Raw genomic sequence first — 22,304 nt, 5'->3', positions numbered from 1 at the left:
GGTATCGCCGGCAACGGTCATACATGTCCACCGATAGTGGCGTCAGAGGACGCCGCGAACGCGTTCCCACGCGTTTGAAAGATGGCGCCCTAGGACTTCGGCAAGTCTTTCCTTGTCGCGCGCTTCGAGCGCCGCGATCATCTCTTCATGCTCGGACACAGCGGCAGCCCATTTCTCCGGCCCTTCGTGTCCGATGAACCGAATCCGCTTCAGCCGCGTCTGCAACATCGCCTGGATCTCGACGAGCGGCGTGTTGCCCGAGAGCGCGACGATCGCCGTGTGAATGTTCTGGTTGAGCTTGTAGTATTCCAACCTGTCGCCGGATTTGTAGCACGCGACCATGCGATCGTGCATTGCCCGCACAGCAGCCACGTCTGCGTCGGTCGCGAATTGGCAGGCGAGCCGTCCCGCAAACTCTTCCAAATTCAGCAACACGGCCAACATATCCTGCACGTCTTTGGGGCTGAACCGCTTTACGATTGCGCCTCGCGAGGGAACAAGCTCCACGAGCCCCTCGCTTGCCAGATACTTGATCGCTTCGCGTAGCGGCGTGCGCGAAACGCCAAGCTGCTCGCCGAGTTGGCCCTCGTGCAGCCGTGTTCCAGGTTCCAGGCGTCCCTCGATGATCATGTCACGTAGGCGGTTGACCAGCGTATCATGCAGCGCAGTTCGGCGTATCGGCCCCGGCCCGCTGTCTGCGGATGCGTCCAAGCTGCTGATATCATCCATATTTTTCCACCTTCGAAGCCCTTGGGGCCTCCGGAATCGTCGCTAAGGAAAGCATACCGGGCAAAGATCGGCCGTCAATAAAAAATGCTGCATACAGAATACAAAAGACTTGATGCGGATTGACCAATGCCGTATGAACCCTGCATACAGAATGCAGCGGGAACTTGATCATGACCAACAGCGGAACTGAAACACGGCCTCTCATCGCGCTCGCCATGGGCGATCCGGCCGGTATCAGCCCGGAACTCACCGCTCGCTTGATCGCGCACGACGACGTCAAGGAAGCGGCGCGTCTTGTGGTAATCGGCGATCGCCGCATTCTCGACGAGGGCGCCGAGGCGGCCGGCCTGGCGCTCGACCTGGCTATGGCGACCCTGGAGGATTTCGAGACAGCGAGCCAAGATCGACACGTCTTTATTGACCTTGGCCATCTCGACCCGGCGGATGTGCAGCGAGGCGAAGCGACGCTTGCCGGCGGCACCTTCGCGACGACCAATTTCCGAACAGCCCTCGAACTTGCCGACACAGGCAAGGTGAAGGCCGTCTGCTTCACGCCCTTCAATAAGAAGGCGATGCGCTATGCCTATCCAGGCTATGACGACGAGATCCGTTTCGTTGCCGATGTCATCGGCTTCAAGGGCAAGGTCCGCGAGTTCAACGTCCTCGAAAAGGTCTGGAATGCGCGCGTCACCTCGCATATCCCGCTGAAGGACGTGGCTGCGGCGCTCTCCGTCGACGCAATCCTCTCCGAGATCGAACTCACCATCAATTGCCTGAAGTATGCCGGCTATGACGATCCGAAGATTGCGGTCGCGGGCCTCAACCCGCACGCAGGCGACGGCGGCTCCTTCGGCATGGAGGAGATCGACATTATCGAGCCCGCCGTGGCGGCGGCCAAGGCACGCGGCTTTGCCGTGGATGGTCCGTTTCCGGCCGATACGGTCTTTCTGCGGGCGCTGAAGGACGGCTTCCAGGCGGTGATGACCATGTATCACGACCAGGGCCAGATTGCCATGAAGCTCATGGGCTTTGACAAAGGCGTCACCATGATGGGAGGACTGCCGTTCCCGCTTTGCACGCCGGCCCACGGAACGGCCTACGACATTGCCGGCAAGGGCATCGCGGATGTCGGCGCAAGCCGCGAAGCGCTGCTTCTTGCCACGCGCATGGCGAAAAAAGCCGCCACGATTTCCGCCGCGGCCTGACGTTCGCGCGCCATTCAGCCTATGCCGGCATGGAGGAGGTCTCATGCCGGATCATCTCAACGGAGGAGCTAAGATGAAGAAGTCCCTGATCATTGCCTGTCTGGCGGCCGCCGCCGGAAGCGTCGCGCTGCCTGCACTCGCCTTCGAGCCGGAGCGTCCTGTGGAATTCGTCGTGACCGCTGGTCCCGGCGGCGGCACCGACATCTTCGCGCGCACCATCCAGTCGATCATCGTCAAGTATGGATTTATGAAAGCGCCGGTCGTCGTGGTGAATAAAGGCAGCGCCGGCGGGGCCGAAGGCTTCGTCTATGCCGCCACCGCCAAAGGCGATGCCTACAAGCTGACCTTCGGCACCAACAATGCCTATCTCTTGCCGGTTCGCGCCAAGGTGCCCTATACGGCGGCCGACCTGACGCCGGTCGCAGCACTCGCTTCCGATGAATTCGTGCTGTGGGTCAATGGCAAGTCCGACATCAAGACGGCCGCCGATTTCATCACCAAGGCAAAGTCCGCGCCAGGCGAATTGAAAGTTGCCGGAAGCCAGTCGAAGGACGTAGACCAAATCCTCACCTCCATGATCGGCGAGGCGACGGGAACCAAGATCGGCTATGTGCCGTTCAAGAGCGGCGGCGAGGCTGCCGTACAGCTGGCGGGGGATCACGTCGCGGCGAACGTCAACAATCCGAGCGAGAATCTCGGTCAGTGGCAGGCGGGTTTGGTCAAGCCGGTCTGCGTCTTCAAGTCCGAGAAGCTGAAGAGCGAAGGCAAAGCCGCCGGCAACCAGAGCTGGAGCGATATTCCGACCTGTAAGGAGTCCGGCATCCCGATCGACAATTACGCCATGCCGCGCACTGTCTGGCTGGCCGCTGGCGTCGAGCAGGACGTGATCGCTTTTTACTCCGGTGTGCTGAAGCAGGTGTCCGAGACGCCCGAATGGCAGAAATACCTCGCCGACACCTCCCAGTCCGGCACCTATATGACTGGGGCCGACCTGACGGCCTTCATCAAGACGGACGAAGCCGCGGTCAGCGGTGTGCTGAAGCGCGAAGGCTGGCTTGCGAACTGAACCTCCCGAGGTATGAGGTTCCTGGCGGGCGTTATGATGACGCCCGCTCACTTTCGGAAAGGTGGTCGTGACTCATGAGTGAGAATAGTGCAAACGGTCTTTCCCGCTTTGCGGTGGAAGCAACCGTCGCCCTTTTGACAGGCGCCTTTGGCGTGGCAGTGGCCTACGGCTCGCTCCAGGCCGGCGCAGGCTGGACCGAGATGGGGCCGGATGCCGGCTATTTCCCCTTCTACATCGGTCTACTGATTGTCGTCGGCAGCCTTGCCAATCTGGCTGTTGCTCTCGTCAGGCACCGCGGCAGCGGTGAGATGTTCATCGATGCGGCGCGCTTTAAAGTCGTGCTTGGCTTCCTGCTCCCGCTGGTGGCCTTTGCAGCGACTTCAACCTTCCTCGGCCTTTACGTTGGTACCGCGCTTTATATCGCCGCCACGATGGTCGTTCAGGGCGGCTACAAATGGTGGATCGGCGTCATTGCCGGTGTTGGCGTCGCCTTCTGCTTCTTCATCATTTTCGAGATCGGCTTCAAGGTTCCGCTCCTGAAAGGTCCCGTCGAGGCTTTCTTCGGGATCTACTGATCCCGAAAAGTCTCCTGTCTTCGGAGGAAAGACATGGAAAACATCGGTCTTCTGATGGACGGTTTCGGCCATGTGCTGAGCTTCAACCATCTCCTGCTCATGATGCTGGGCGTCACGCTCGGAATTCTCGTCGGCGTTTTGCCGGGCCTTGGAGCGCCGAACGGCGTTTCGCTGCTCCTGCCGCTCACCTTCTCGATGGATCCGATTTCGGCCATCATCCTGCTCTCATGCATGTATTGGGGGGCGCTTTTCGGCGGCTCGACCACATCGATTCTCTTCAACATCCCGGGCGAGCCTTCCTCGGTCGCCACCACCTTCGACGGTTATCCCATGGCCAAGAAGGGTGAAGCGAGCCGGGCGCTGACACTTGCTTTCGTCTCTGCCGGACTCGGCGCGCTCGCCGGTGTTGTCATGATCACGCTTTTGTCCGGCTGGGTCGCAAATTTCGCGCTGCGTTTTTCTTCACCGGAATATTTCGCCGTCTATTTTCTCGCCTTCGCGAGCTTCATCTCGATGGGCGCCCAGTCGCCGTTCAAGACGCTGGTCTCGATGATGATCGGCTTCGCGCTCGCCTCTGTCGGCATGGACACGATCTCCGGCAACCTACGCCTCACCTTCGACATCCCCGAGCTCATCAAGGGTGTCTCCTTCCTAATTGCCGTCATGGGTCTTTTCGGCATCGGCGAACTGCTGCTGACGACAGAGGAGGGCCTGCGGTTTGACGGCATCAAGGCCCGGGTAAAACTCAGCGAGGTCGGCCGCACGCTGGTCGAAATGCCGCGCTACTGGTTCACCATCGCCCGTTCGACCCTCATCGGCATCTGGATGGGCATCACGCCGGCAGGTCCCACCGCGGCTTCCTTCATGAGTTACGGCGTCGCCCGGCGCTCTGCCAGTGACAAATCGCTATTCGGCAAGGGCGATCCGCGCGGCATTGTTGCGCCGGAGACTGCCGATCATTCCGCCGGCACTTCGGCTCTGCTGCCCATGCTCGCGCTCGGTGTGCCGGGCTCGGCGACGGCGGCGGTGATGATGGGCGGCCTGATGATCTGGGGCCTCACTCCGGGCCCGACACTCTTCACCGATCGACCGGATTTCGTCTGGGGTCTGATCGCCTCCATGTATCTCGGCAATATCGTCGCCGTCATCCTGGTGATCGCAACCGTGCCTCTCTACGCCTCGATCCTGCGGGTGCCCTTCGCCATCATCGGCCCGATCATCGTCGCCGTCATTTTCTCCGGCGCATACCAGGTTGCAAATGCGGTAAGCGACATGTGGCTTGTCCTGCTCTTCGGCCTTGTGGGCTACGTGTTCAAAAAGCTCGACTATCCGTTGGCCCCGCTCGTTCTGGCCATGGTGCTCGGCGACAAAGCCGAGGATGCGTTCCGCCAGTCGATGCTGCTTTCCGACGGCAAGCTCTCGGTCTTCTGGTCGAACGGTCTCGTCACCACCCTGATGCTGGTCGCCCTGGCGATGCTCTTTTCGCCGCTCGTCTTCTGGCTCTTCGGCATCTCACGCCGCCGCAGGCTCGGTGTTGCCACCCAAGACCACGATCGCACGCCGGCGGCCTGAGCAGCCTTCCTCCACGCCATGAAACAGGAATTGACGATGACCGCGACCGAATACATCTGGACCCGCGACACCTGGCCGATCGCAGCCGCGATGATCCAATATCCCAACCTTTTGCCGGATGGTCGGTCGGTTCAGGACCAATCGGTGGAGGAATGGGCCGCGACGCTCGATGATGTCGTCGACGCCGGCTTCACCGAACTCGATCCGACCGACAGCTGGCTGCGGCTTGCGGACCTTCCGCCAGCCCGCCTCGACGGCTTCATGGCGCTTGTCCGCTCCCTCGGCCTCACCGTGCCGGCGATATCGACCTCGCGCCGGAGTGTCATCGACGCCGAACATGGCGACGCCTATCTCGCCTACAGCCACCGCGTCATCGACACCGCAAATGCGATCGGCGCGGGCGCCGTTTCCTTCGGCCTTTTCGAACCGCTGACGGCGGACCAGAAGAAGGCGCTTTGGTTCTGGACCGTCGACGGCGCCAAGAATCCGGACGATCCCTCAACCTGGCGCAAGGCCGTCGCGCGCATTCGCGAACTCGGCCGCCATGCGGAGGAGCTCGGCATCGAGGTTTCGCTGGAGATGTACGAGGACACCTATCTCGGCACGGCTGACGATAGCCTGCGTTTCGTCGAGGCGGTTGGCCTGCCGAATGTCGGCATCAACGCGGACATCGGCAATCTCCTGCGCCTCCATCGCCCCGTCGAGCATTGGCAGGCGATGATGGAGAAGATCGCGCCCTTTGCCAGATACTGGCACGTCAAAAACTACACGCGAACCGAAGACCCCATCAGCGGCGCAATCGTCACCCATCCGGCGTCGCTCGAATCCGGCGTCGTCAATTACCGGGCGGCGATCCGCATGGCGATCGCACACGGTTTTCGCAGCGCCTTCCTCTGCGAGCACTATGGCGGTGACGGCCTGTCCGTTTCCGCCGCCAACCGCGATTATCTCAGGCGGATCCTGCCGCGCAACTGACACACGACCAAGGACGAACACGATGACAACGATCTTCGATGCTCCGGAGGACTTTGCCGCCACTGCGCTTGCTGGTTTCGCCGATATCTACAGCCGCCATGTACGCCTGGTGCGAGGTGGGGTGGTGCGCGCCACCATAGTGCCGGCCGGCAAGGTCTGCGTCATCATTGGCGGCGGTTCCGGTCACTATCCAGCCTTTGCCGGCTACGTCGGTCCCGGCATGGCAGATGCAGCCGTCGCAGGCGACGTCTTCGCCTCGCCCTCGACGGCTGCCATCGCCCGCGTCTGCCGCCAGGCGAACCGCGGCGGCGGCATCCTGCTCGGCTTCGGTAACTATGCCGGCGACGTGCTGAACTTCGGCGTGGCGGCCGAACGCCTCGTCGCCGAGGGCATCGATGTGCGCATTCTTCCCGTCACCGACGACGTGGCGAGCGCGCCGGCCGACTCAATCGGCAAGCGCCGCGGCATCGCGGGCGATCTCGTGGTTTTCAAGATCGCGGGCGCAGCGGCGGAGGCCGGCCTTTCCCTCGATGAGGTGGAACGCGTCGCGCGCCATGCCAATGCAAACACAGTCTCTTTCGGCGTCGCATTTGCCGGTTGCACGCTGCCTGGCGCGGCTAACCCGCTCTTCACCGTGGCAAAGGGCCGTATGGCACTCGGCCTCGGCATCCATGGCGAGCCCGGCATCAAAGAGGAGGCAATCGTTTCTGCAGGTGAACTGGCCTCCCTCCTGACCGACCGCCTCCTTGCTGAGCGCCCCGTCGGTGCAGCACGCGTGGCGGCTGTACTGAACGGGCTTGGTTCAACGAAATACGAAGAACTCTTCGTGCTCTGGACTGCCGTCTCGACGCGGCTGAAGAACGCGGGACTCGAGATCGTTGCGCCGGAGGCCGGAGAATACGTGACCAGCCTCGACATGCAGGGCTGCTCGCTGACCTTGATGTGGCTGGACGCGGAACTTGAAACCTATTGGACCGCGGCCTGCGACACGCCAGTGCTCAAGCGCGGCGGCGAGATCCGCACGGAGCTGGCGACCAACGTCATCGCCAACGAGGACGCAGCCCCGATCTACGGCCCGTCAACCGATGCAGGCCGAACGGGTGCGGCCTGCATCGCCGGATTGATCAGCCGCGTCGCCGACGCGCTTAAGGACGCGGAAGAGGATCTGGGCCGGATAGACGCCCTGGCCGGCGACGGCGATCACGGCCAGGGCATGCGCCGAGGTTCGGCTGCCGCACGTGAGGCCGCCGACCACGCGGTTGCGGCAGGCGCTGGTGCAGCAAGCACGCTTGCGGCTGCGGGCGACGCCTGGGCGGATCGCGCCGGCGGCACCTCAGGGGCGATCTGGGGTCTGTTACTGCGGGCCTGGAGCACCGCGCTTTCGGATGATGAGGTAATCGATGAAGCTGCGGCAGCAAAGGGCGCACGCGCGGCGCTCGACGGCGTGACACGGCTTGGCCGCGCCCGCCTCGGCGACAAGACGCTGGTCGATGCGCTCGTGCCCTTCGTCGAGACGCTGGAAAGCGCCGTTTCAGCGGGAAAACCACTCAGGACCGCCTGGGTCGGCGCCGCAGCAGCGGCACACGCCGCAGCCGACGCGACCGCAGCCCTTACTCCGAAACTCGGCCGCGCCCGCCCGCTCGCCGAGCGCAGCGTCGGCCACCCGGATGCCGGGGCTGTTTCTCTGGCGTTGGCGGCGCGAGTCGTCGGTGAGGCCCTATGAGCGAGGCCAGTTATATCGCGCGGTCCAGCCGGCAGTTGTGGGGAAGTGCTGGCAAAGCAGCTGCGCGGTGCGCTCGGCAAGCTCGAATGAAGATGGTAAGCTGGTTCGCGTTCTTCCGGTGTGTCATGGCATGAACGGGCTGGTCCATCTCGTGTTCACGACACGAAAAGGCCTCCCGCCAGCCGTCCGGAAATTCATCGACAGTCTCGCAGCCGGCTTTCCACACGAGGCTCTGGCGCGGTAGCGCCCTTGTCGTGTTCAGCAGCATGGCCATATAAGGCGCGATGACCACTGATTCGAAGATTTTTGTCGGCCTGAGACCGACGCGAAAGAAACCGGCTGAACATCGCGAAACGAGTGGCCCGAGATGCCAATGGGACGGATGCGACAAACAGGGCATGCATCGCGCCCCCGTCGGCGCGGATGCTGAAGGGTTGTATCTGCTGTTTTGCCATAGCCACGCAAAACAGTATAGCGAAGGCTACAATTACGTCACGAAACTATCAGATCCTGTCACGGCCCGCTATCAGAGGGAAGCCGCGAGTGGCAGCCGCCCTACTTGGGGGGTTAGAGTCAATCACTCTACTGAAACGCCCCTTCCCTCCTCAATTCGCTCCGGGACCGCGAAAACAATCAACGCAAGAAAAAACGCTACACAAAGGCAAGCGGCGAAAGCGGCCGTTCCCTCCCGCAGACTTAAGGTGCTGGAAGCAAAAGCATTCGAAACACTCGATCTCTCACCGAACGCGACGCCGGATGAAATCAGAAGTCGTTACAAGCAGAAGCTCAAGATGCACCACCCCGATGCAAACGATGGAAACCGCGCATCAGAGGAGGCGCTCCGGGCGGCGATCGACGCCCATCGAATCCTGAAGCTCAATGGCTTCTGCTAGGTGCGATACGCACTGATACGTTGATAGAATGGAACGCAGGTCCCGGCCGGCGAGGGCGTGATCTGTCGGACGGCGGATCGAGCATGACGATCTCGGCTGGCCGAGCCTTCAGTGCCAACAATGGTGAGATGCTGGTTGACATGGCCGCAGATGGCGCAGGCGTTGCCATGCTCCCGGGCTTCCACATCTCAGAGCAGCTGCGCAACGGGCGACTGGTAAATGTCTTGAAGGGCGGGGCACCGCCTGACTTGTGGCTGACGCTATTTTATCCGCCACACCAGGCGCTTCCACCACGCATCGCCTCGTTTTCCAAGTTTTTTGAAGAACAGGTGCCCGCCCACATGGTGACGCTGGATGGACCCTCGGTTTGAACGGCCTCTTCAGGCCGACTGTTCAGCCATGATCCGTTCGGCGACCAGCGCCTGCAAATGCCATAGATTCCGGTCGCGTATCCCTTCGGCCTCAAGATCGACGATTGTGTTGTGCAGGTACTGCGCACACGACCCACCCTGCCCACAGGCATTGGCGATCAGCATCGCCGTGGTGTCCGCCGGCAATGGCTTCGTCAGGCCGGATCGCTTGGTGCTTGCCCAAAACGTCAGTGCCGTTGCGGGGCCATCAGCTGTCTGCACGCGAACCCACCGTACCATCTCGGCGACTTCATGGTACTTGATCTCCCGGGCGACCAATGCACGGAGATCCTGGCGACGGCGCTCGTCTGACAGGCGCAGCACGATGCCGTCGCACCTTCCACCTCGCTCGAGAGCCATCATCAGGCCCGGCTGTTCGCTGGTCGCCCGCCAACGTTCGATCTTCAATGAAAACGAGCGATGCCAGCCGAAGGCGGTTGCAGGCATTCGGGCCGCTGGCGCGAACTCGGGGTTCCAGATCAGGGAACCGTAGGCGAAGACCCAGACGGGGTCGCTGCCTGCCTCGCGCTCGATCCTGTCGACCAGACAGTCGAGTCCCGCGTCGGAAAGAGGTGTCCATCCCGGCTCGGGACCGTCATCTTGGACGTCCCGGAGTGTCAAGGCAACGAGTTCGGGGGTCAGCATCATCATTGCCTATTTCCAAGATGGAGAAGCATCGCATCGTTCGGAGCCGCGGTTGCTTCGGTATCGCGGCCCCGAGGATTTTGTCAGGACTGGACAAAGGACAGAAGATCGGCGTTTAGCACGTCTGCATTGACGGTCAGCATGCCGTGCGAGAAGCCCGGATAGGTCTTGAGCGAGCCATTCTTCAAAAGCTTGGCAGACTTCAACGCGGAGTCGGCAATCGGCACGATCTGGTCGTCCTCGCCGTGGAGGACGAGCGTTGGGACCGTGATGGCTTTCAGGTCTTCCGTCTGGTCAGTTTCGGAGAAGGCCTTGATGCCGTCGTAATGAGCCTTGGCTCCGCCCATCATGCCCTGCCGCCACCAGTTCTGGATCACACCCTCCTGGACTGTCGCGCCGTGACGATTGAAACCATAAAACGGGCCTGCCGGAACGTCGCGGAAAAACTGGGCGCGGTTTACCGCGAGGGCCGAACGGAAGCCGTCAAAGACCTCCATTGGCAGGCCTTCGGGATTTGTATCCGTCTTCAGCATCAGCGGCGGCACGGCGGAAACCAGAACCGCCTTGGCGACACGACCGCTCGGCTGGCCATGCTTGGCCACGTAGCGGGCAACTTCGCCGCCGCCGGTGGAGTGGCCGATGTGGACCGCATTCTTCAGGTCGAGATGTTCGGCAACAGCGAAAGCGTCTGCAGCGTAGTGATCCATGTCGTGACCGTCGGAGACTTGAGAAGAACGGCCATGGCCACGGCGGTCGTGGGCAACGACGCGATATCCTTTCAACAGGAAGAACAGCATCTGTGCGTCCCAATCGTCCGAGGACAGCGGCCAGCCATGGTGGAAGACGATCGGTTGGGCATCCTTCGGACCCCAGTCCTTGTAGAAGATTTCGACGCCGTCCTTGGTGGTTACATATGCCATAGTGTCGGTTCCTTCGGTTGGGTTGGTGGCGGGAGCAGCATCGGCTGCGAAGCTGGGAGAGGCAGAGGTTGCCATAGTCGCTGCGGCGGCGCCTGCGGACAGTAGCGCGCTCCGACGCGTCATGGAGGAAAGGGTCTGGGTCATCTCGCGTCCTTTGATTTCGTCACTCAAAACATCAGGCGACGTTGCGTTCGTCTGATGGAGGGATAATGGCGCAGACACATGCGTCCAACAATTGCGATAAAACTGCGGAATTTATTTCTAAAATTGCAATAATCATCGATGTCACTGGGCCTCGGGGAAGTCAGCGGCTGTAGTCGCCTGCCGCCTCCCCATCAGCGCGATTGGGCGCACGGCAGATCCACCCAAATCCGAAAGCCGTGGAAGACGTCGAACCGGCGACCGGCAGCCGGCTGTTGGAAAGTAACGGCGGACCGAGTATTGCGAGCTCACTCAGTCGTTGCCGTAACGTCCTTCAAGTGAAGTCTTCACCCTTCTCGCCAGCGTCTCCATGTCGAACGGCTTCGTCATGACCTCCATGCCCTGCGAAAGATGACCATGATTAAGCACAGCATTTTCGGCATAGCCTGTGATAAACAGGATCGGAAGGTTCGGCCGCTTCTCACGGACAGCATCTGCAAGCTGCCTGCCGAATGTCATCCAGGCGCCCCTTGCGGTTTGCAGCAGACGCTTGCCGGCTTCGGTTGGCGAGACGCTGCGCGTGCTTCGGATAAGCAGTCGAACGCCGAGTCGCTCTGCCAGGACGCGGATGGTCTGGCTCAGCGTCGACTGGGTAATGGCCAGCTTGCCGGCCGCCCGCGTGAAACTGCGTTCCCTCTAGGTTCATTCGGATTATAGCATCTAATCATGACCCGGCAGGGGTTCACGGGGCGGGCTACGGGCATAAGGGCTTGTGGTCTTCTGACTGCGGCACCGTCCGCGTGACCCGCTTCTCGCAGCCAATGATGCGCGGCGCGGCTCATCCGCACTGGTGACCTTCGAACCCGGCGCCCGCACAGCCTAGTATACCCACCCGCGGAACGAGACATCGGGTGTACACCAGCTGTCAATATCTTGTTGCTGCGCCGCAACATTGATGATTTGATGATTCTCGTCGCTAAACTCTTTGCTGGGCAATCAAGTTGTTAGATGGCCACGATCAAAAACACGTGATCCTGATTGTAGAAGAGAACAGGATCCTCCGCGCGCAGGCGGTCGTTGCGTGTAAGGCGTCAGGCTATGGGACAGCCGAAGCATCCAATGGCGCAGATGCGCTGGAGACCCTAGAAAAGCGGGACGACATCAGTCTCGTGTTCACCTCCGTTAATATGACAGGCCCGATAGATGGCGTCCAACTCGCAGTGCGGATTCATGCAAGATGGCCAAAGCTAGCGATTGTTATGACGTCCGGGGTCGTAAATCTGCGGCAGTCGTTGCTACCGCACCGCTTTAGATTTGTCAGGAAGCCGTACGCTACCGAGCCCCTAATGACATGCTTCAAGCTCCTCATTGAATCGGAGTATCCAGAAGAAGTCTCGTCGCCTCAATGGAGTCAGTAGTGCAGGAACACTTCGCGAGCGCCGTTTCGCTGACCGCGTCTGAGATAGACTGAACCTCTGACGGCCGGGAAATCATTATGAAACTTCAGATCAAGCATCGAACGACCTACCGCTACTTGCGGCCCGTCGGGTTGCTTGCCCACCGCCTGATCCTGTCGCCCCGGACCGACCAACAGCTTCGGATCTCTTCTTTCAGCATTGACTGTTCTGCGAGCGGGTCAATCGACTGGGCGAAGGACGTTTTCGGCAACACGATCGCAACGGCAACGTTTTCTGAACGGACCTCCGAACTGACGATCTCCAGCGCTGCCATTGTCGAGCAGACCGCCGACCCGTGGCCGGTCTTCAATATAGACATGTCGGCGCATTCCTACCCCTTCACCTACTCGACCGAAGACGAGACCGACCTCGGCGCGTTGGCTGTCGCGACCTCTCCTGGTAGTCGTGTGGCGGATTGGGCCCGAGCGTTCGTTGGCAGCCGCCCGACCGATACGCTTTCGCTCCTGAAGGATATCAATGCCGGTGTTCTGACAAATGTCAGCTATCGCATCAGAGACGAGGAAGGCACACAGTCGCCGCAACAGACACTGGAGCAGGCCAGTGGCTCATGCAGGGACATTGCAGCGCTTTTCATTGAAGCTGTACGTTGCCTGGGGTTTGGCGCGCGTGCTGTCTCCGGTTACATCTACGACCCGCGGGCATCTGTCGACGACGGCGGATCGACACATGCCTGGGCGGAAGTCTATCTTCCGGGAGCCGGTTGGATCGCGTTTGATCCCACCCATCGGCGAGTGGGAGAAGCATATCTTATTCCCGTAGCGTTTGCCCGCAACAATGGACAGATCATGCCTGTTGCCGGCGGATATACGGGACTGCCTGACGATTTCCTGGATTTGGACGTGTCAGTAAAGGTGGTCGAGATACGAGAATAGCGACAGATGACGTTCGCCTGCTCTACTCAGTCAGGTCATTGGTCCGGACGCGCGCGAGACCAATGACCGCGGCAATGAGTGTCGGCTCGCCGAGGAGAGGACGGAAAGCTATTCTTCCCGAATTCAAAACCGCAGCCATCGCGATGATCCGCGCGCAAGGCGCAGTTGGCTGGACGGCCCATGTCGACGATATTCTTCCGACCAATCTGTAGTGCGAAGGTGGCAAATGCCGCCACCTCATAATTCTCCGGCCGCTATGCGGCGCGCGCTGCGCAAACTGGGGGCAGACATCCACGACGCACGTCGACGTCGCCGCCTGCTTATGGCGGTAGTAGCCGAACGTGCCTTCACCTCGCGCTCAACGCTTCAAAAGATCGAGGCCGGCGACACCAATGTCAGAATCGGCATCTATGCGGGCGTCCTCCAGGCACTCGGCCTGCTAGATGGGCTGAGCCAAGTCGCCGACATCAGTAGCGACAGCGTCGGCCAGGCTCTGGCCAGTGCGGAGTTGCCCAAGCACGCTCACCCAAAGCGATCGCCGGGATCGTCACGCGATGGCTGATTTTGAAATTCATCTCAACCTTCACGGCCGCACACGTCCGATCGGACTGGCGCGGAGCAATCGCGTCCGTGGGGCCGAAACGATCATGTTTGAGTATGACCGTGCCTGGCTTGAGGACCCCGACCGCTTCTCGCTGGAGCCTGCTCTAGCTCTGAGCCGGGGAGCGTTCGCCCCACCCGCCGGCCTCGCAACATTTGGTTCTATTGGCGACTCAGCACCCGATACCTGGGGCCGACGCCTCATGCAACGCTCGGAAAGGCGCATGGCTGAGCGCGATCGCCGGGCCGTTCGCACGCTGGCCGAAAGCGACTATCTGCTTGGCGTCGCTGACGAGACGCGGCTCGGCGCGCTCCGGTTCGGCTGGGTTGGAGAGGAGGAATTCGAAGCGCCGATCCGTTCCGGCGTCCCTGCGCCGGGTTCTTCGCCTTCACGCTCGCCCAGGCTCGCGCGATCATTAAGGAAGTCGCAACCTCCACCGCAACGTGGCGCGAGACTGCAAAAGCGGTCGGTGCGCGGTCAGCCGAGATCGAGTGTAGGACCTCTTGCTGACTGCGATCCCAGGCACGAGCAGCTAGGCGGCGTACGACGAGATGGACGCTACTTGTCTATCGTGACCACACGGGCAATTCCTTATTTTTGCGGTGCGATGAAAAAACACAAACAGCACCTGCTCGACACCGCGAACGACAAAATGCTCGCCGCCTTGAAAACAGTGTGTACTGCCGATTTGCACGAGACTGTGGCGATGCCTGCAATTAAACAGTCAGAACAGCCTTTGCTTTGATTGATATTGCGGCAAATCCGCGAATGCGTGTCGAGGGGACCGATCATCGTGACCAGCCTACGCCTAAGGGGTGAGATTCTTGTCGCCCTCATGATCGCTTGCGTTGCCACCTGCTATGGTTTCGGCCTCAGCCTCTTTCCGCAGATTATCCCCGACATGCGTCGTGACCTTGGCTTCGACTATGGATTTGTGGGCGCCGTCACCGGCCTGGTCCAACTTTCCACGGTCGCTTTCGCCTTGCTCGGCACCTGGCTCGTCCACAGGATCGGTGCCGCACGGACGGTGGTCGCCTCCGTGTCGCTCTGCGGGCTTTGCCTAGTGAGCATACCTGCCACCGGCAACATCTATGTCACCGCTTGCCTTCTCATGGTCGCTGGCGGGACCGGCGCATCGACCTTCGTTCCGATGATCGACCTTGCAACGCGCGTCGTGAACACAGAGCAACGCGGTTTTGCCATGAGTCTGATCTCCAGTGCTCCGTCCTATGGCGTTCTGATCAATAGCGCGTTGGTATCGGCATTCGCCGGCAGCGGTCACTGGCGGATAGCCTGGTACGTCACGGGCGGGGTCACCATCACGCTGGCTGTCACCGTTGCTGTGCTCTTCGTTCGAACGGGCCTCTTTGAGGAGACAACAGGTCAGGAAACGGCCACCGCAGTTGGGGGTGGTTCGCCGAGCCTTCGCGCGATCATGCCGTGGGGGGCGCTGATTTTCGTCCTCGGCTTCGTCAATGGCATGATGCCCTATCCCTATCTCACCTATCTCTCTCCGTTCTTGCGGGAGGAACTGGGCTATTCGGTCGGTTTTGCCTCCTGGCTCTGGGCAACCGTCGGAGCAGTTGGGATAGGCGCCGGTTTCGTCGTCGGGACGATATCGTCACGGCTTGGATCACGCTACGCCATGCTTGCCTGCTATTCGAGCTTCCTCATTGCTGGCGTTCTTGTCGTCATCGATCCCTCGATGGAACTCGCTTTGGCGTCGGCTATCTTCTTTTCGCTCGGCTTCTACCCGATTTACGGTCTGCTGCCGGTCTATGTCTCGCACCGCGCCCGGCCCCGCCTCGCAGTGACGGTCCTGGGCGTCTGCACGGTGCTCCAGGGCATCGGCGGTACCACCGGAAACTTCTTCGGCGGCGTGATCAAGACGTCGACCCAAAGCTTCGGCGGCATCTATCTCGCCGTAGCGGTCATGGCTTTGATCGCAGCGGTAATCACAATAGCGTTGCCAAAGGAGGACCGACGGGTTCAGCCATAAGCCGTTGCGGGCAGCTTGACTCACGGGCGCATCGAAAAGCAAGACCTAGGAGGGCCCGAAGGGATGCTGCGAACCTATCAGTCGCCAACGTCCAAGCTTCGCAAGAGCTAAACTCCTGCATTTTGCCTCGAAAAACACTTGATACCCGTAGGTCAAATGTCCTAAACATCTCTAGGTCAGTCGTCCTAGGCGTTAAGCCGAATTTGGCAACGCATAGGCTGAGGAGCCGGAACTTGGTCGCCGCGATTACGAGACAGCACATTGTCGAGTCTGCCGACAGGCTCTTTTACGAGCGAGGTTTCGAGGGCACGTCCTTCGCAGACATCGCGGCAGTGGTCGGGCTTTCGCGCGGCAACTTCTACTATCACTTCAAGATGAAGGACGAGATTCTCGAAGCCGTGATCGCCCACCGCATTTCAAAGACCCGGGCGATGCTCAATTCGTGGGAGGTCGAAGCAAACAACCCGGCCGATCGCATCCGCAGCTTTATCCATATTCTGATCACGAACCAGACGAAGATCATGGCATATGGCTGCCCGGTCGGCACGCTTTGCAATGAGCTCGCCAAGCTCGATCATATTGCCAAGGACAGAGCTGCCGCGCTTTTCACCTTGTTCCGCGACTGGCTGTCGCGCCAGTTTTCAGCGCTTGGCCACGAGACCGACGCCGATGAACTCGCCATGCACATTCTGATGCGCAGCCAAGGTGTTGCAGCGCTCGCGACCGCGTTTCGCGATGAAGCGTTCGTGCGCCGTGAGGTGGAAGATATGTGCCAATGGCTGGCAGCACAGCAACCCGATCCCTTCACCCATATAGAAACATGAGGAGCCAATTATGTTCGTCGTTACACTCAAATTCTCAACCAACAAGGCTAAGGCGCCTGTTTTGATGGACGGGCACAATGCTTGGATCAAGCGAGGGTTTGATGAGGGCATTTTCCTCCTTACGGGAAGCATACAGCAAAGCGCAGGTGGAGCGGTTCTCGCCCACAACACCTCCCGCGCCGATCTCGAGGCACGGGTTCAGGAAGACCCTTTCGTTGTGGAAGAGGTGGTCACCGCCGATATCCTCGAGATCTCGCCCGGCCGCACGGATGACCGGCTGGCTTTTCTCAGGGCGTGAGAGATGACCGCGACGATCTTGGGGCCGGTGGGCAGGCGCGCTGCCGCTGGTGTGCCGCCGCTCCAGACCTGATACTTTGCCACGACAACGAGCGCGGCTTTCCCGTCGATGATGACCACCGCCTTTTCGAAAAACTCTGCTTGGAAGGTTTTCAATCCGGCTTGAGCTGGCGCACGATCCTGGCCAAGCGGGAGAATTTTCGATCTGTTTTTCTCGGCTTCGATTTCCTTCGAATTGCGCGGCTCATGGACGCCGACAACCAACGCTTGCTGCAGAACCCGGGCATCGTGCGCCACAGAGGGAAAATCGCCGCGCGATGGCGTGTTGCCACTGACGCTGAGGACCAAGGGCCGTTATCCCTGAAAACCGTTAGGGCCACGAGCACGTAGCAGGACGTTATGAGATCTTTGAGTGCGCTTTAAGGTATCTTGAGGATGTAACTATCGCGTATCTGAAATACGCGATAGTTACAGAATATGCCCCCTTATCTCGGTGGCGAAAACATGGACAAGACGCGCGGCCACCGTCACAAAGATCAGGGGATCTGCTCCCCCATCTCAACCGCTCGTCTGAAGAAGATCCCCATCACTTCCAGCGATAACGTCCTGCTTGCACCCGCCCTCAGGTCGCTTCGAGAATCATGTTGAGCGAGGTCTCAGCCGCCCGCCGAACGCGAGTGAAGCCACCGGACCGGATCACCTCGGTCAGACGCTTCTCCCCCGCTTGGGCACCAAGTGCGAGCCCCGTCTCCTGCGCCAGCGAGGTTGGAACGCAGATCATCGTCGAGGCTGAGTAATAGAGCCGTCCGACCGGATTGATGTTGTCTTCCAGCTTGTCGCCGGCCATCGGTTCGACCACCATCCACGTGCCGCCGTCCTTGAGTGCTTTGCGAATGTGAGTTGCCGCTGTCTTGGGGTCGCCCATGTCGTGCAAGCAGTCGAAGCAGGTGATCAGGTCGAAGTCGCGCCCCCCGAAATCCTGGGCCCGGCCAACTTCGAAATGCAGGTTCGTCAACTCATGCGCTCGGGCGTGCGCGGTCGCAGCGGCGATCGAGCCCGGATGGAAGTCATAGCCCGTGAATCGGGAGTCAGGGAAGGCCTGTGCCATCAGGATGGTCGACAGCCCATGCCCGCATCCAACGTCGGCAACTATCGCTCCCGCGTTCAGCTTGTCGACGACGCCGTCCATTGCCGGAAGCCACTCCTGCACGAGGGCGTTGACATAGCCCGGCCGGAAGAGCCGTGCCACGGCGCAGAACATGCAACCGGCCTGGTCGCCCCAGGCAACGCCTCGCCCGGTCTTGAAGGCCGACTGCACCTTCGGCTGGTTTTCGACCATTGCAGCAGCGGTATCGAACGCGCCAATCAGGTTGACGGGGCTGTCGGGTTCGGCAAACACGAATGCCTGTTCGGGAGTCAGCGAGAACCGGCCGTCCTCGTGGTGTATGTAACCCGATGCCGTCTGGGCAGCCAGCCACTCGCGCATGTAGCGAGGCGAGCATCCCGCAGCATCGGCAAGTGTGTCTGATGTCGCCGGTCCGATCTTCCTGAGGGTCTTATAGAGGTCAAGAGCATCTCCGATCCGCACCAGCGGCACGCTGACTGCTCCGCCAAGGTCGCCAAGCACGCGGCCCACGAGTTCATTGAGCGCTGTTTCGTTGACTTCAGTCATGTCGATTTCCTCCTGTCGCTAGACGACGTCTTGCCGCCCAAGACCCGGAGGATGATCGCCATCCAGAACGATTGCATGAGGCGCAAGTCCCGGGCCGGCGAGGAAATCCGGCCATGCGGGGGACAGATGTCCCATTCGGTCGCACGAAGGAGGAACTCTGCCCGCGATGCCAGCTATCTGGACAGCGCGATGACGATCGCCTGCGAGCGGCTGCGCACGCCAAGTTTGCCAAAGATGATCGATAGCTGGTTGCGCACTGTCTTCACGCTCTTGCCGGCGCGCTCGGCGATCGCACGGTTGTCGAGGCCCTCTGCGACCAGGTCGAGAAGGGTCGCCTCGGCTTGTGTCAGACCCGCTTCGCGAATGGCCAGCGGACGCGAGGGCGGGTCCTGCCCAACGAAGGCGGCCAGTTCGGCCTGGAAGGCAATCCAGGCTGGTTCGTCCGGCAAAAGCACGTGGTTCTTGCTCTCAAGCGGTACGAAGCGTGCTCCCGGGATCGCGGCGGCAAGCTTGCAGCCCTGGTCGAATGGCACGCGCATGTCACCACGGCTGTGCGCGATCAATGTCGGGACACGAAGCGTCGCCGCGAGGTCCAGCACATCTATCCCCTGCATGTTCCAGAGCAGTTGCGCAGCAACATCGCCCGCCGCCGTCAAACGCTCGAGATCGCCCCACCAGCGATGTTGTTCAGGTGTCCCATCTGGAATGAAGAGATTGGTGAAGAACTGGGCGAACGCCGGATTGTCGCGTCCCCAGCCTATACGAATGAAATTGACAAGAGTCTCCGCTTCCAGACGCTCGGCGTCGGTCTGGGCTCTTGTCCGGGCACCTTGACCGTAGGCGTTGAGGAGCACCAGATGCGACACGCGCTCTGGATGCCTTGCGGCATAGGCGATGGCAAGAGCGCCACCCTGTGAAAGACCGAGGAGCACGAATTGCGGCTCCTCGATTGACGCTGCAACGGCATCCAAGTCCGCATGCCACGCGTCAACCGAGAGGTCGGTGACATACCGGTCTGACAAGCCGCAGCCACGCGGATCATAGCGCACGAACCGGTTGCCGGCGGAAAGCGCCTGGACCCACGGCCGCCACACCGGGCTCTGCAGATCGTAGTCGACGTGACTGAGCCAGTGCGCAGCGCGCAGAATCACCGGCCCCTTCCCGCAGGACGCGAGAGCGATCCGCGTACCATCTGCTGAGGTGCAGAACCCTATGGTCTGGCCGAGCTTCATTGGCAAAGAATAGCGCAGTGCAAAGTCTGATAACAGACACACGCCACCAGCTTTTCACTGTCGTCGCATTAATACAGGCCGCGCACTGTGGTAGAAAAAATAGATCTTCGTCGTCGAGCTCAGATAGCAAGCAAGACTTTTCCCCGAGCACAAGCAGGTAGCGGACCAGCCACTAGGACATAGACCAGTTTCTATGTTTAAACGCCCGACAGGATCCGACCAAGCCGCCTAAGTGCGTTAAAATTAATAGTTTGAGGCGTAATACAGTATGCAACTTCGCTGCGAATAGTTGTCGCGGCGGACTCTCTTATCCTTGCAGTTTCGTCGAGGTCTTGGAGGCAGCGGGGAATTCAGTACGTGGGTGCCTACTCCGCCATTCTGCGATGGCGGCGGCCCAACCGTCAGGCCACAAAACGCCGTGAACGCACCGATGAGGGCAGGAATATTCGGCGAAATGTGGTGGAGGTTGGTCCTGACCAACCCCCACCTTTCCCCCGTTGCTACGAAGGCACCGACCTCTGGAGGACCCGTGCAAGCCGCTCGGCAAATCGCCGCGGATCTGCTGGCCGATCGCCATCCAGAATACGCGCCTGGTCGAGCAGTAGGAACGCGGCGTCCTCCTGGTACGGGGCATCACCCTCCACGCTCGCAATCGCTTTGATTAAGGGGTGCAGCAAATTAATCTCCAGGATCGGCTTGGCCGCATCTTGAAGGCGACCGGCGTTTCGCAGGATTTTTTCCATCTGTCTGTCATAGCCGTCTTCGGGCGCTACGAGGCAGACCGCACTCTCCGTCAGACGGTCGGAAGCCCGGACATCGGCAATCTGGTCGGCAAGTTTTTCCTTGGCGAATGCAAGGAAGGTCGCAGCGCTGCCGTTATCCTCCTCCTGGACTGTCTGGCCATCAAGCTTTGCAAACTGTGCCAGATCCGAAGTACCCTGCGTGATGGACCTGAACGCCTTGCCTTCAAAGTCTGGAGCATTCATCGTCCAGAAGCTATCGATGGAGTCCGTCAAAAGCAGCACTTCGATGCCGCGCGCCCGGAACCCTTCAAGCTGTGGTGATGCCTTAAGCTGATCGAGGCTGCCGCCCGCCAGATAGTAGACGGCGTTCTGGCCTTCCTTGGCATCTTTGACGTAGTCGGCAAGTGAACGGTAGCCTTCGTTCGATGCGGACGTCCGAAACCGAGCAAGCGCCAAGAGCTGAGCGCGTCGCTCGAAATCTTCGTAGATGCCTTCCTTGAGGACTGCCCCAAAGTTCTCCCAGAACTTGAGGAAGGCCTCGGCGTCACTTTCAGCCAGTTTCTCTATCGCGGTGATGATCCTGCTGGTGATGCCTTTTCGGATCGCCGTCAGGATCGGGCTTTCCTGGATCATCTCGCGAGAAACGTTGAGCGGGAGATCAGCGGTATCGACCAACCCACGTACAAAGCGCAGGTATCTCGGCAGTAGATCCGCATCATCGGTGATAAACACCCGCTTGACGTAAAGCTTCATCCTGCCTTTGCGCTCGGGATCGAACATATCGAAAGGCTGCGCTTCGGGTATGAACGCCAAAGCCGTATATTCCTGCCGCCCTTCAGCGCGGAAATGTACGGTCAGCGCCGGTTCATCGTACTGCCCGGAGACGCCACGATAAAAGTCCGTATACTCTTCCTTGCTGACATCGCTCTTCGACTTCGTCCATAGTGCGGTGCCGTCCGTTATCTGGACTGGCTCGTTGCCCGGTTTTTCAACAAGGCTGATCGCAACTGGCACGTGGCCGGATTGTTCCTTGACGATACGCTCGACCGTCCAGCGGGACGTATATTGCTTGGCGTCCTCCATCAGATGCAAGACAATACGTGTCCCACGGGATGGAGCTACAGTGAGGGCCGTTTCCGGGCTGACGCTATAACTTCCCTTGCCGTCCGAGGTCCATGTCCAGGCTTCCTGCGTTCCGGCCCGACGGGAGATCACATCGACGCGCTCCGCCACCATGAAACAGGAATAGAAGCCGACGCCGAACTGCCCGATCAATTGAGCACCTTCAGCGGCTTTGCTCGCTTCAATTCGCTCCATAAACGCCCGGGTTCCCGATCTCGCGATCGTTCCCAGCGCCTCGATCATTTCGTCGCGGCTCATGCCGATGCCATTGTCCTCGACGACAAGCTGCCGGTTCTCTTCGTCCAGCGTCAGCGTGATCCGGTTTTCGGCATCAGCCCCAAGGAGTGACGGGGTCTCGATCGCCTCATATCGAAGTTTCTCGCAGGCATCGGCCGCATTCGAAATCAGCTCACGCAGAAATACATCCCTGTCCGAATAAACGGAGTGAACCATCATGTGCAGAAGGCGGGCGACGTCGGCCTCAAAGACGTGGCTTTCAGCGGTCTGTTCTGCAGTCTTTGTCATGTGCTCGGGTTCTCCAGTAAAGCGAATTTGCGCCGATGAAATGGCGAAACAGGTTTGAAAAATCAAGGTGGGAACAGCTGTGATC

Annotated in this window: 20 protein-coding genes and 6 pseudogenes; 19 read left to right on the top strand and 7 right to left on the bottom strand. The window is 60.3% G+C overall.

Annotated features, from left to right (window positions below; genetic code table 11):
• Positions 1–42: 42 nt before the first annotated feature.
• Positions 43–729, bottom strand: coding sequence for an FCD domain-containing protein (locus tag ACS4RS_RS26230; RefSeq protein WP_439012957.1), 687 nt, complete (start codon positions 727–729; stop codon positions 43–45).
• 170 nt (positions 730–899) lie between these two features.
• Between ACS4RS_RS26230 and ACS4RS_RS26225 the strand changes: the two genes are divergently transcribed.
• The 9 genes and pseudogenes from ACS4RS_RS26225 to ACS4RS_RS26185 all read left to right on the top strand — a co-directional run bounded on the left by ACS4RS_RS26225 (position 900) and on the right by ACS4RS_RS26185 (position 9,109).
• Positions 900–1,934, top strand: a complete 1,035-nt coding sequence (locus ACS4RS_RS26225) for a 4-hydroxythreonine-4-phosphate dehydrogenase PdxA (protein ID WP_439012956.1) — start codon at positions 900–902, stop codon at positions 1,932–1,934.
• 73 nt (positions 1,935–2,007) lie between these two features.
• On the top strand, positions 2,008–3,000 hold the full coding sequence (locus tag ACS4RS_RS26220; protein WP_439012955.1) for a tripartite tricarboxylate transporter substrate-binding protein: 993 nt from the start codon (positions 2,008–2,010) through the stop codon (positions 2,998–3,000).
• A gap of 74 nt (positions 3,001–3,074) precedes the next feature.
• Positions 3,075–3,575, top strand: a complete 501-nt coding sequence (locus ACS4RS_RS26215; protein ID WP_439012954.1) for a tripartite tricarboxylate transporter TctB family protein — start codon at positions 3,075–3,077, stop codon at positions 3,573–3,575.
• A 33-nt stretch (positions 3,576–3,608) separates the two neighbouring features.
• A complete protein-coding gene (locus ACS4RS_RS26210) occupies positions 3,609–5,147 on the top strand; it encodes a tripartite tricarboxylate transporter permease (protein WP_439012953.1) in 1,539 nt (512 codons plus the stop codon).
• Between the two features lie 36 nt (positions 5,148–5,183).
• Positions 5,184–6,122 (top strand): TIM barrel protein, encoded by a 939-nt coding sequence (locus ACS4RS_RS26205; protein WP_439012952.1) that lies wholly within the window; start codon positions 5,184–5,186, stop codon positions 6,120–6,122.
• A gap of 22 nt (positions 6,123–6,144) precedes the next feature.
• Complete coding sequence (locus ACS4RS_RS26200) at positions 6,145–7,845, top strand: dihydroxyacetone kinase family protein (RefSeq protein ID WP_439012951.1); 1,701 nt, start codon at positions 6,145–6,147, stop codon at positions 7,843–7,845.
• Between the two features lie 88 nt (positions 7,846–7,933).
• Positions 7,934–8,089: pseudogene (locus tag ACS4RS_RS26195) on the top strand (LysR family transcriptional regulator); the annotation flags it as partial.
• 40 nt (positions 8,090–8,129) lie between these two features.
• Positions 8,130–8,738: a J domain-containing protein gene (locus tag ACS4RS_RS26190; protein WP_449314087.1), complete on the top strand. Its 609-nt coding sequence runs from the start codon at positions 8,130–8,132 to the stop codon at positions 8,736–8,738.
• 5 nt (positions 8,739–8,743) lie between these two features.
• Positions 8,744–9,109 (top strand): LysR substrate-binding domain-containing protein, encoded by a 366-nt coding sequence (locus ACS4RS_RS26185; RefSeq protein WP_439013270.1) that lies wholly within the window; start codon positions 8,744–8,746, stop codon positions 9,107–9,109.
• 9 nt (positions 9,110–9,118) lie between these two features.
• Here ACS4RS_RS26185 and ACS4RS_RS26180 read toward each other — a convergent pair whose 3' ends face one another.
• The 3 genes and pseudogenes from ACS4RS_RS26180 to ACS4RS_RS26170 all read right to left on the bottom strand — a co-directional run.
• Positions 9,119–9,796, bottom strand: coding sequence for a gamma-glutamylcyclotransferase (locus tag ACS4RS_RS26180; protein ID WP_439013269.1), 678 nt, complete (start codon positions 9,794–9,796; stop codon positions 9,119–9,121).
• Between the two features lie 80 nt (positions 9,797–9,876).
• Positions 9,877–10,713, bottom strand: coding sequence for an alpha/beta fold hydrolase (locus ACS4RS_RS26175; protein ID WP_439012949.1), 837 nt, complete (start codon positions 10,711–10,713; stop codon positions 9,877–9,879).
• Positions 10,714–11,166: 453 nt separating this feature from the next.
• Positions 11,167–11,364, bottom strand: a pseudogene (locus tag ACS4RS_RS26170) (hypothetical protein); the annotation flags it as partial.
• 292 nt (positions 11,365–11,656) lie between these two features.
• Between ACS4RS_RS26170 and ACS4RS_RS26165 the strand changes: the two are divergent.
• The 10 genes and pseudogenes from ACS4RS_RS26165 to ACS4RS_RS26120 form a co-directional block, all read left to right on the top strand.
• A pseudogene (locus ACS4RS_RS26165) lies at positions 11,657–11,734 on the top strand ((R)-mandelonitrile lyase); the annotation flags it as partial.
• Between the two features lie 148 nt (positions 11,735–11,882).
• Entirely contained in the window at positions 11,883–12,272 is a 390-nt protein-coding gene (locus tag ACS4RS_RS26160) for a response regulator (protein ID WP_439012947.1), read from the top strand.
• A gap of 77 nt (positions 12,273–12,349) precedes the next feature.
• Positions 12,350–13,204, top strand: coding sequence for a transglutaminase family protein (locus ACS4RS_RS26155; RefSeq protein WP_439012946.1), 855 nt, complete (start codon positions 12,350–12,352; stop codon positions 13,202–13,204).
• Positions 13,205–13,256: 52 nt separating this feature from the next.
• Positions 13,257–13,416 (top strand): annotated as a pseudogene (locus tag ACS4RS_RS26150) (cysteine hydrolase); the annotation flags it as partial.
• 14 nt (positions 13,417–13,430) lie between these two features.
• The gene (locus ACS4RS_RS26145) at positions 13,431–13,766 is read left to right on the top strand and encodes a helix-turn-helix domain-containing protein (protein WP_439012945.1); all 336 of its coding nucleotides are present in this window, start codon (positions 13,431–13,433) and stop codon (positions 13,764–13,766) included.
• A pseudogene (locus ACS4RS_RS26140) lies at positions 13,759–14,178 on the top strand (type II toxin-antitoxin system HipA family toxin); the annotation flags it as partial. The gene ACS4RS_RS26145 and the pseudogene ACS4RS_RS26140, both read left to right, overlap by 8 nt.
• 462 nt (positions 14,179–14,640) lie before the next feature.
• Positions 14,641–15,804, top strand: a complete 1,164-nt coding sequence (locus ACS4RS_RS26135) for an MFS transporter (protein ID WP_439013268.1) — start codon at positions 14,641–14,643, stop codon at positions 15,802–15,804.
• 233 nt (positions 15,805–16,037) lie between these two features.
• Positions 16,038–16,628, top strand: a complete 591-nt coding sequence (locus ACS4RS_RS26130; RefSeq protein WP_439012944.1) for a TetR family transcriptional regulator — start codon at positions 16,038–16,040, stop codon at positions 16,626–16,628.
• Between the two features lie 10 nt (positions 16,629–16,638).
• The gene (locus ACS4RS_RS26125; RefSeq protein WP_439012943.1) at positions 16,639–16,926 is read left to right on the top strand and encodes a YciI family protein; all 288 of its coding nucleotides are present in this window, start codon (positions 16,639–16,641) and stop codon (positions 16,924–16,926) included.
• 3 nt (positions 16,927–16,929) lie between these two features.
• Positions 16,930–17,240, top strand: a pseudogene (locus ACS4RS_RS26120) (DNA-3-methyladenine glycosylase I); the annotation flags it as partial.
• 307 nt (positions 17,241–17,547) lie between these two features.
• Here the strand turns inward: ACS4RS_RS26120 and ACS4RS_RS26115 are convergent.
• The 3 genes from ACS4RS_RS26115 to htpG all read right to left on the bottom strand — a co-directional run bounded on the left by ACS4RS_RS26115 (position 17,548) and on the right by htpG (position 22,219).
• Positions 17,548–18,597, bottom strand: coding sequence for a methyltransferase domain-containing protein (locus tag ACS4RS_RS26115; RefSeq protein WP_439012941.1), 1,050 nt, complete (start codon positions 18,595–18,597; stop codon positions 17,548–17,550).
• Between the two features lie 173 nt (positions 18,598–18,770).
• Entirely contained in the window at positions 18,771–19,829 is a 1,059-nt protein-coding gene (locus ACS4RS_RS26110; RefSeq protein WP_439012940.1) for an alpha/beta fold hydrolase, read from the bottom strand.
• Between the two features lie 500 nt (positions 19,830–20,329).
• On the bottom strand, positions 20,330–22,219 hold the full coding sequence (gene htpG, locus ACS4RS_RS26105) for a molecular chaperone HtpG (protein WP_449314086.1): 1,890 nt from the start codon (positions 22,217–22,219) through the stop codon (positions 20,330–20,332).
• Positions 22,220–22,304: the final 85 nt, after the last annotated feature.

The organism is Rhizobium sp. F40D2 (genome assembly GCF_051810745.2).
GTDB lineage: Bacteria > Pseudomonadota > Alphaproteobacteria > Rhizobiales > Rhizobiaceae > Rhizobium.
The sequence above is the reverse complement of the archived record's forward strand: the minus strand, read 5'-3'. Positions and strand labels throughout refer to the sequence as shown.

Excerpts from the sequence above, each read along its gene's own strand:
- ACS4RS_RS26230 (WP_439012957.1), bottom strand. The coding sequence starts at position 729 with ATGGATGATATCAGCAGCTTGGACGCATCCGCAGACAGCGGGCCGGGG.
- ACS4RS_RS26225 (WP_439012956.1), top strand. The coding sequence starts at position 900 with ATGACCAACAGCGGAACTGAAACACGGCCTCTCATCGCGCTCGCCATG.
- ACS4RS_RS26220 (WP_439012955.1), top strand. The coding sequence starts at position 2,008 with ATGAAGAAGTCCCTGATCATTGCCTGTCTGGCGGCCGCCGCCGGAAGC.
- ACS4RS_RS26215 (WP_439012954.1), top strand. The coding sequence starts at position 3,075 with ATGAGTGAGAATAGTGCAAACGGTCTTTCCCGCTTTGCGGTGGAAGCA.
- ACS4RS_RS26210 (WP_439012953.1), top strand. The coding sequence starts at position 3,609 with ATGGAAAACATCGGTCTTCTGATGGACGGTTTCGGCCATGTGCTGAGC.
- ACS4RS_RS26205 (WP_439012952.1), top strand. The coding sequence starts at position 5,184 with ATGACCGCGACCGAATACATCTGGACCCGCGACACCTGGCCGATCGCA.
- ACS4RS_RS26200 (WP_439012951.1), top strand. The coding sequence starts at position 6,145 with ATGACAACGATCTTCGATGCTCCGGAGGACTTTGCCGCCACTGCGCTT.
- ACS4RS_RS26190 (WP_449314087.1), top strand. The coding sequence starts at position 8,130 with ATGACCACTGATTCGAAGATTTTTGTCGGCCTGAGACCGACGCGAAAG.
- ACS4RS_RS26180 (WP_439013269.1), bottom strand. The coding sequence starts at position 9,796 with ATGATGCTGACCCCCGAACTCGTTGCCTTGACACTCCGGGACGTCCAA.
- ACS4RS_RS26175 (WP_439012949.1), bottom strand. The coding sequence starts at position 10,713 with ATGGCATATGTAACCACCAAGGACGGCGTCGAAATCTTCTACAAGGAC.
- ACS4RS_RS26155 (WP_439012946.1), top strand. The coding sequence starts at position 12,350 with ATGAAACTTCAGATCAAGCATCGAACGACCTACCGCTACTTGCGGCCC.
- ACS4RS_RS26145 (WP_439012945.1), top strand. The coding sequence starts at position 13,431 with ATGCCGCCACCTCATAATTCTCCGGCCGCTATGCGGCGCGCGCTGCGC.
- ACS4RS_RS26135 (WP_439013268.1), top strand. The coding sequence starts at position 14,641 with ATGATCGCTTGCGTTGCCACCTGCTATGGTTTCGGCCTCAGCCTCTTT.
- ACS4RS_RS26125 (WP_439012943.1), top strand. The coding sequence starts at position 16,639 with ATGTTCGTCGTTACACTCAAATTCTCAACCAACAAGGCTAAGGCGCCT.
- ACS4RS_RS26115 (WP_439012941.1), bottom strand. The coding sequence starts at position 18,597 with ATGACTGAAGTCAACGAAACAGCGCTCAATGAACTCGTGGGCCGCGTG.
- ACS4RS_RS26110 (WP_439012940.1), bottom strand. The coding sequence starts at position 19,829 with ATGAAGCTCGGCCAGACCATAGGGTTCTGCACCTCAGCAGATGGTACG.
- htpG (WP_449314086.1), bottom strand. The coding sequence starts at position 22,219 with ATGACAAAGACTGCAGAACAGACCGCTGAAAGCCACGTCTTTGAGGCC.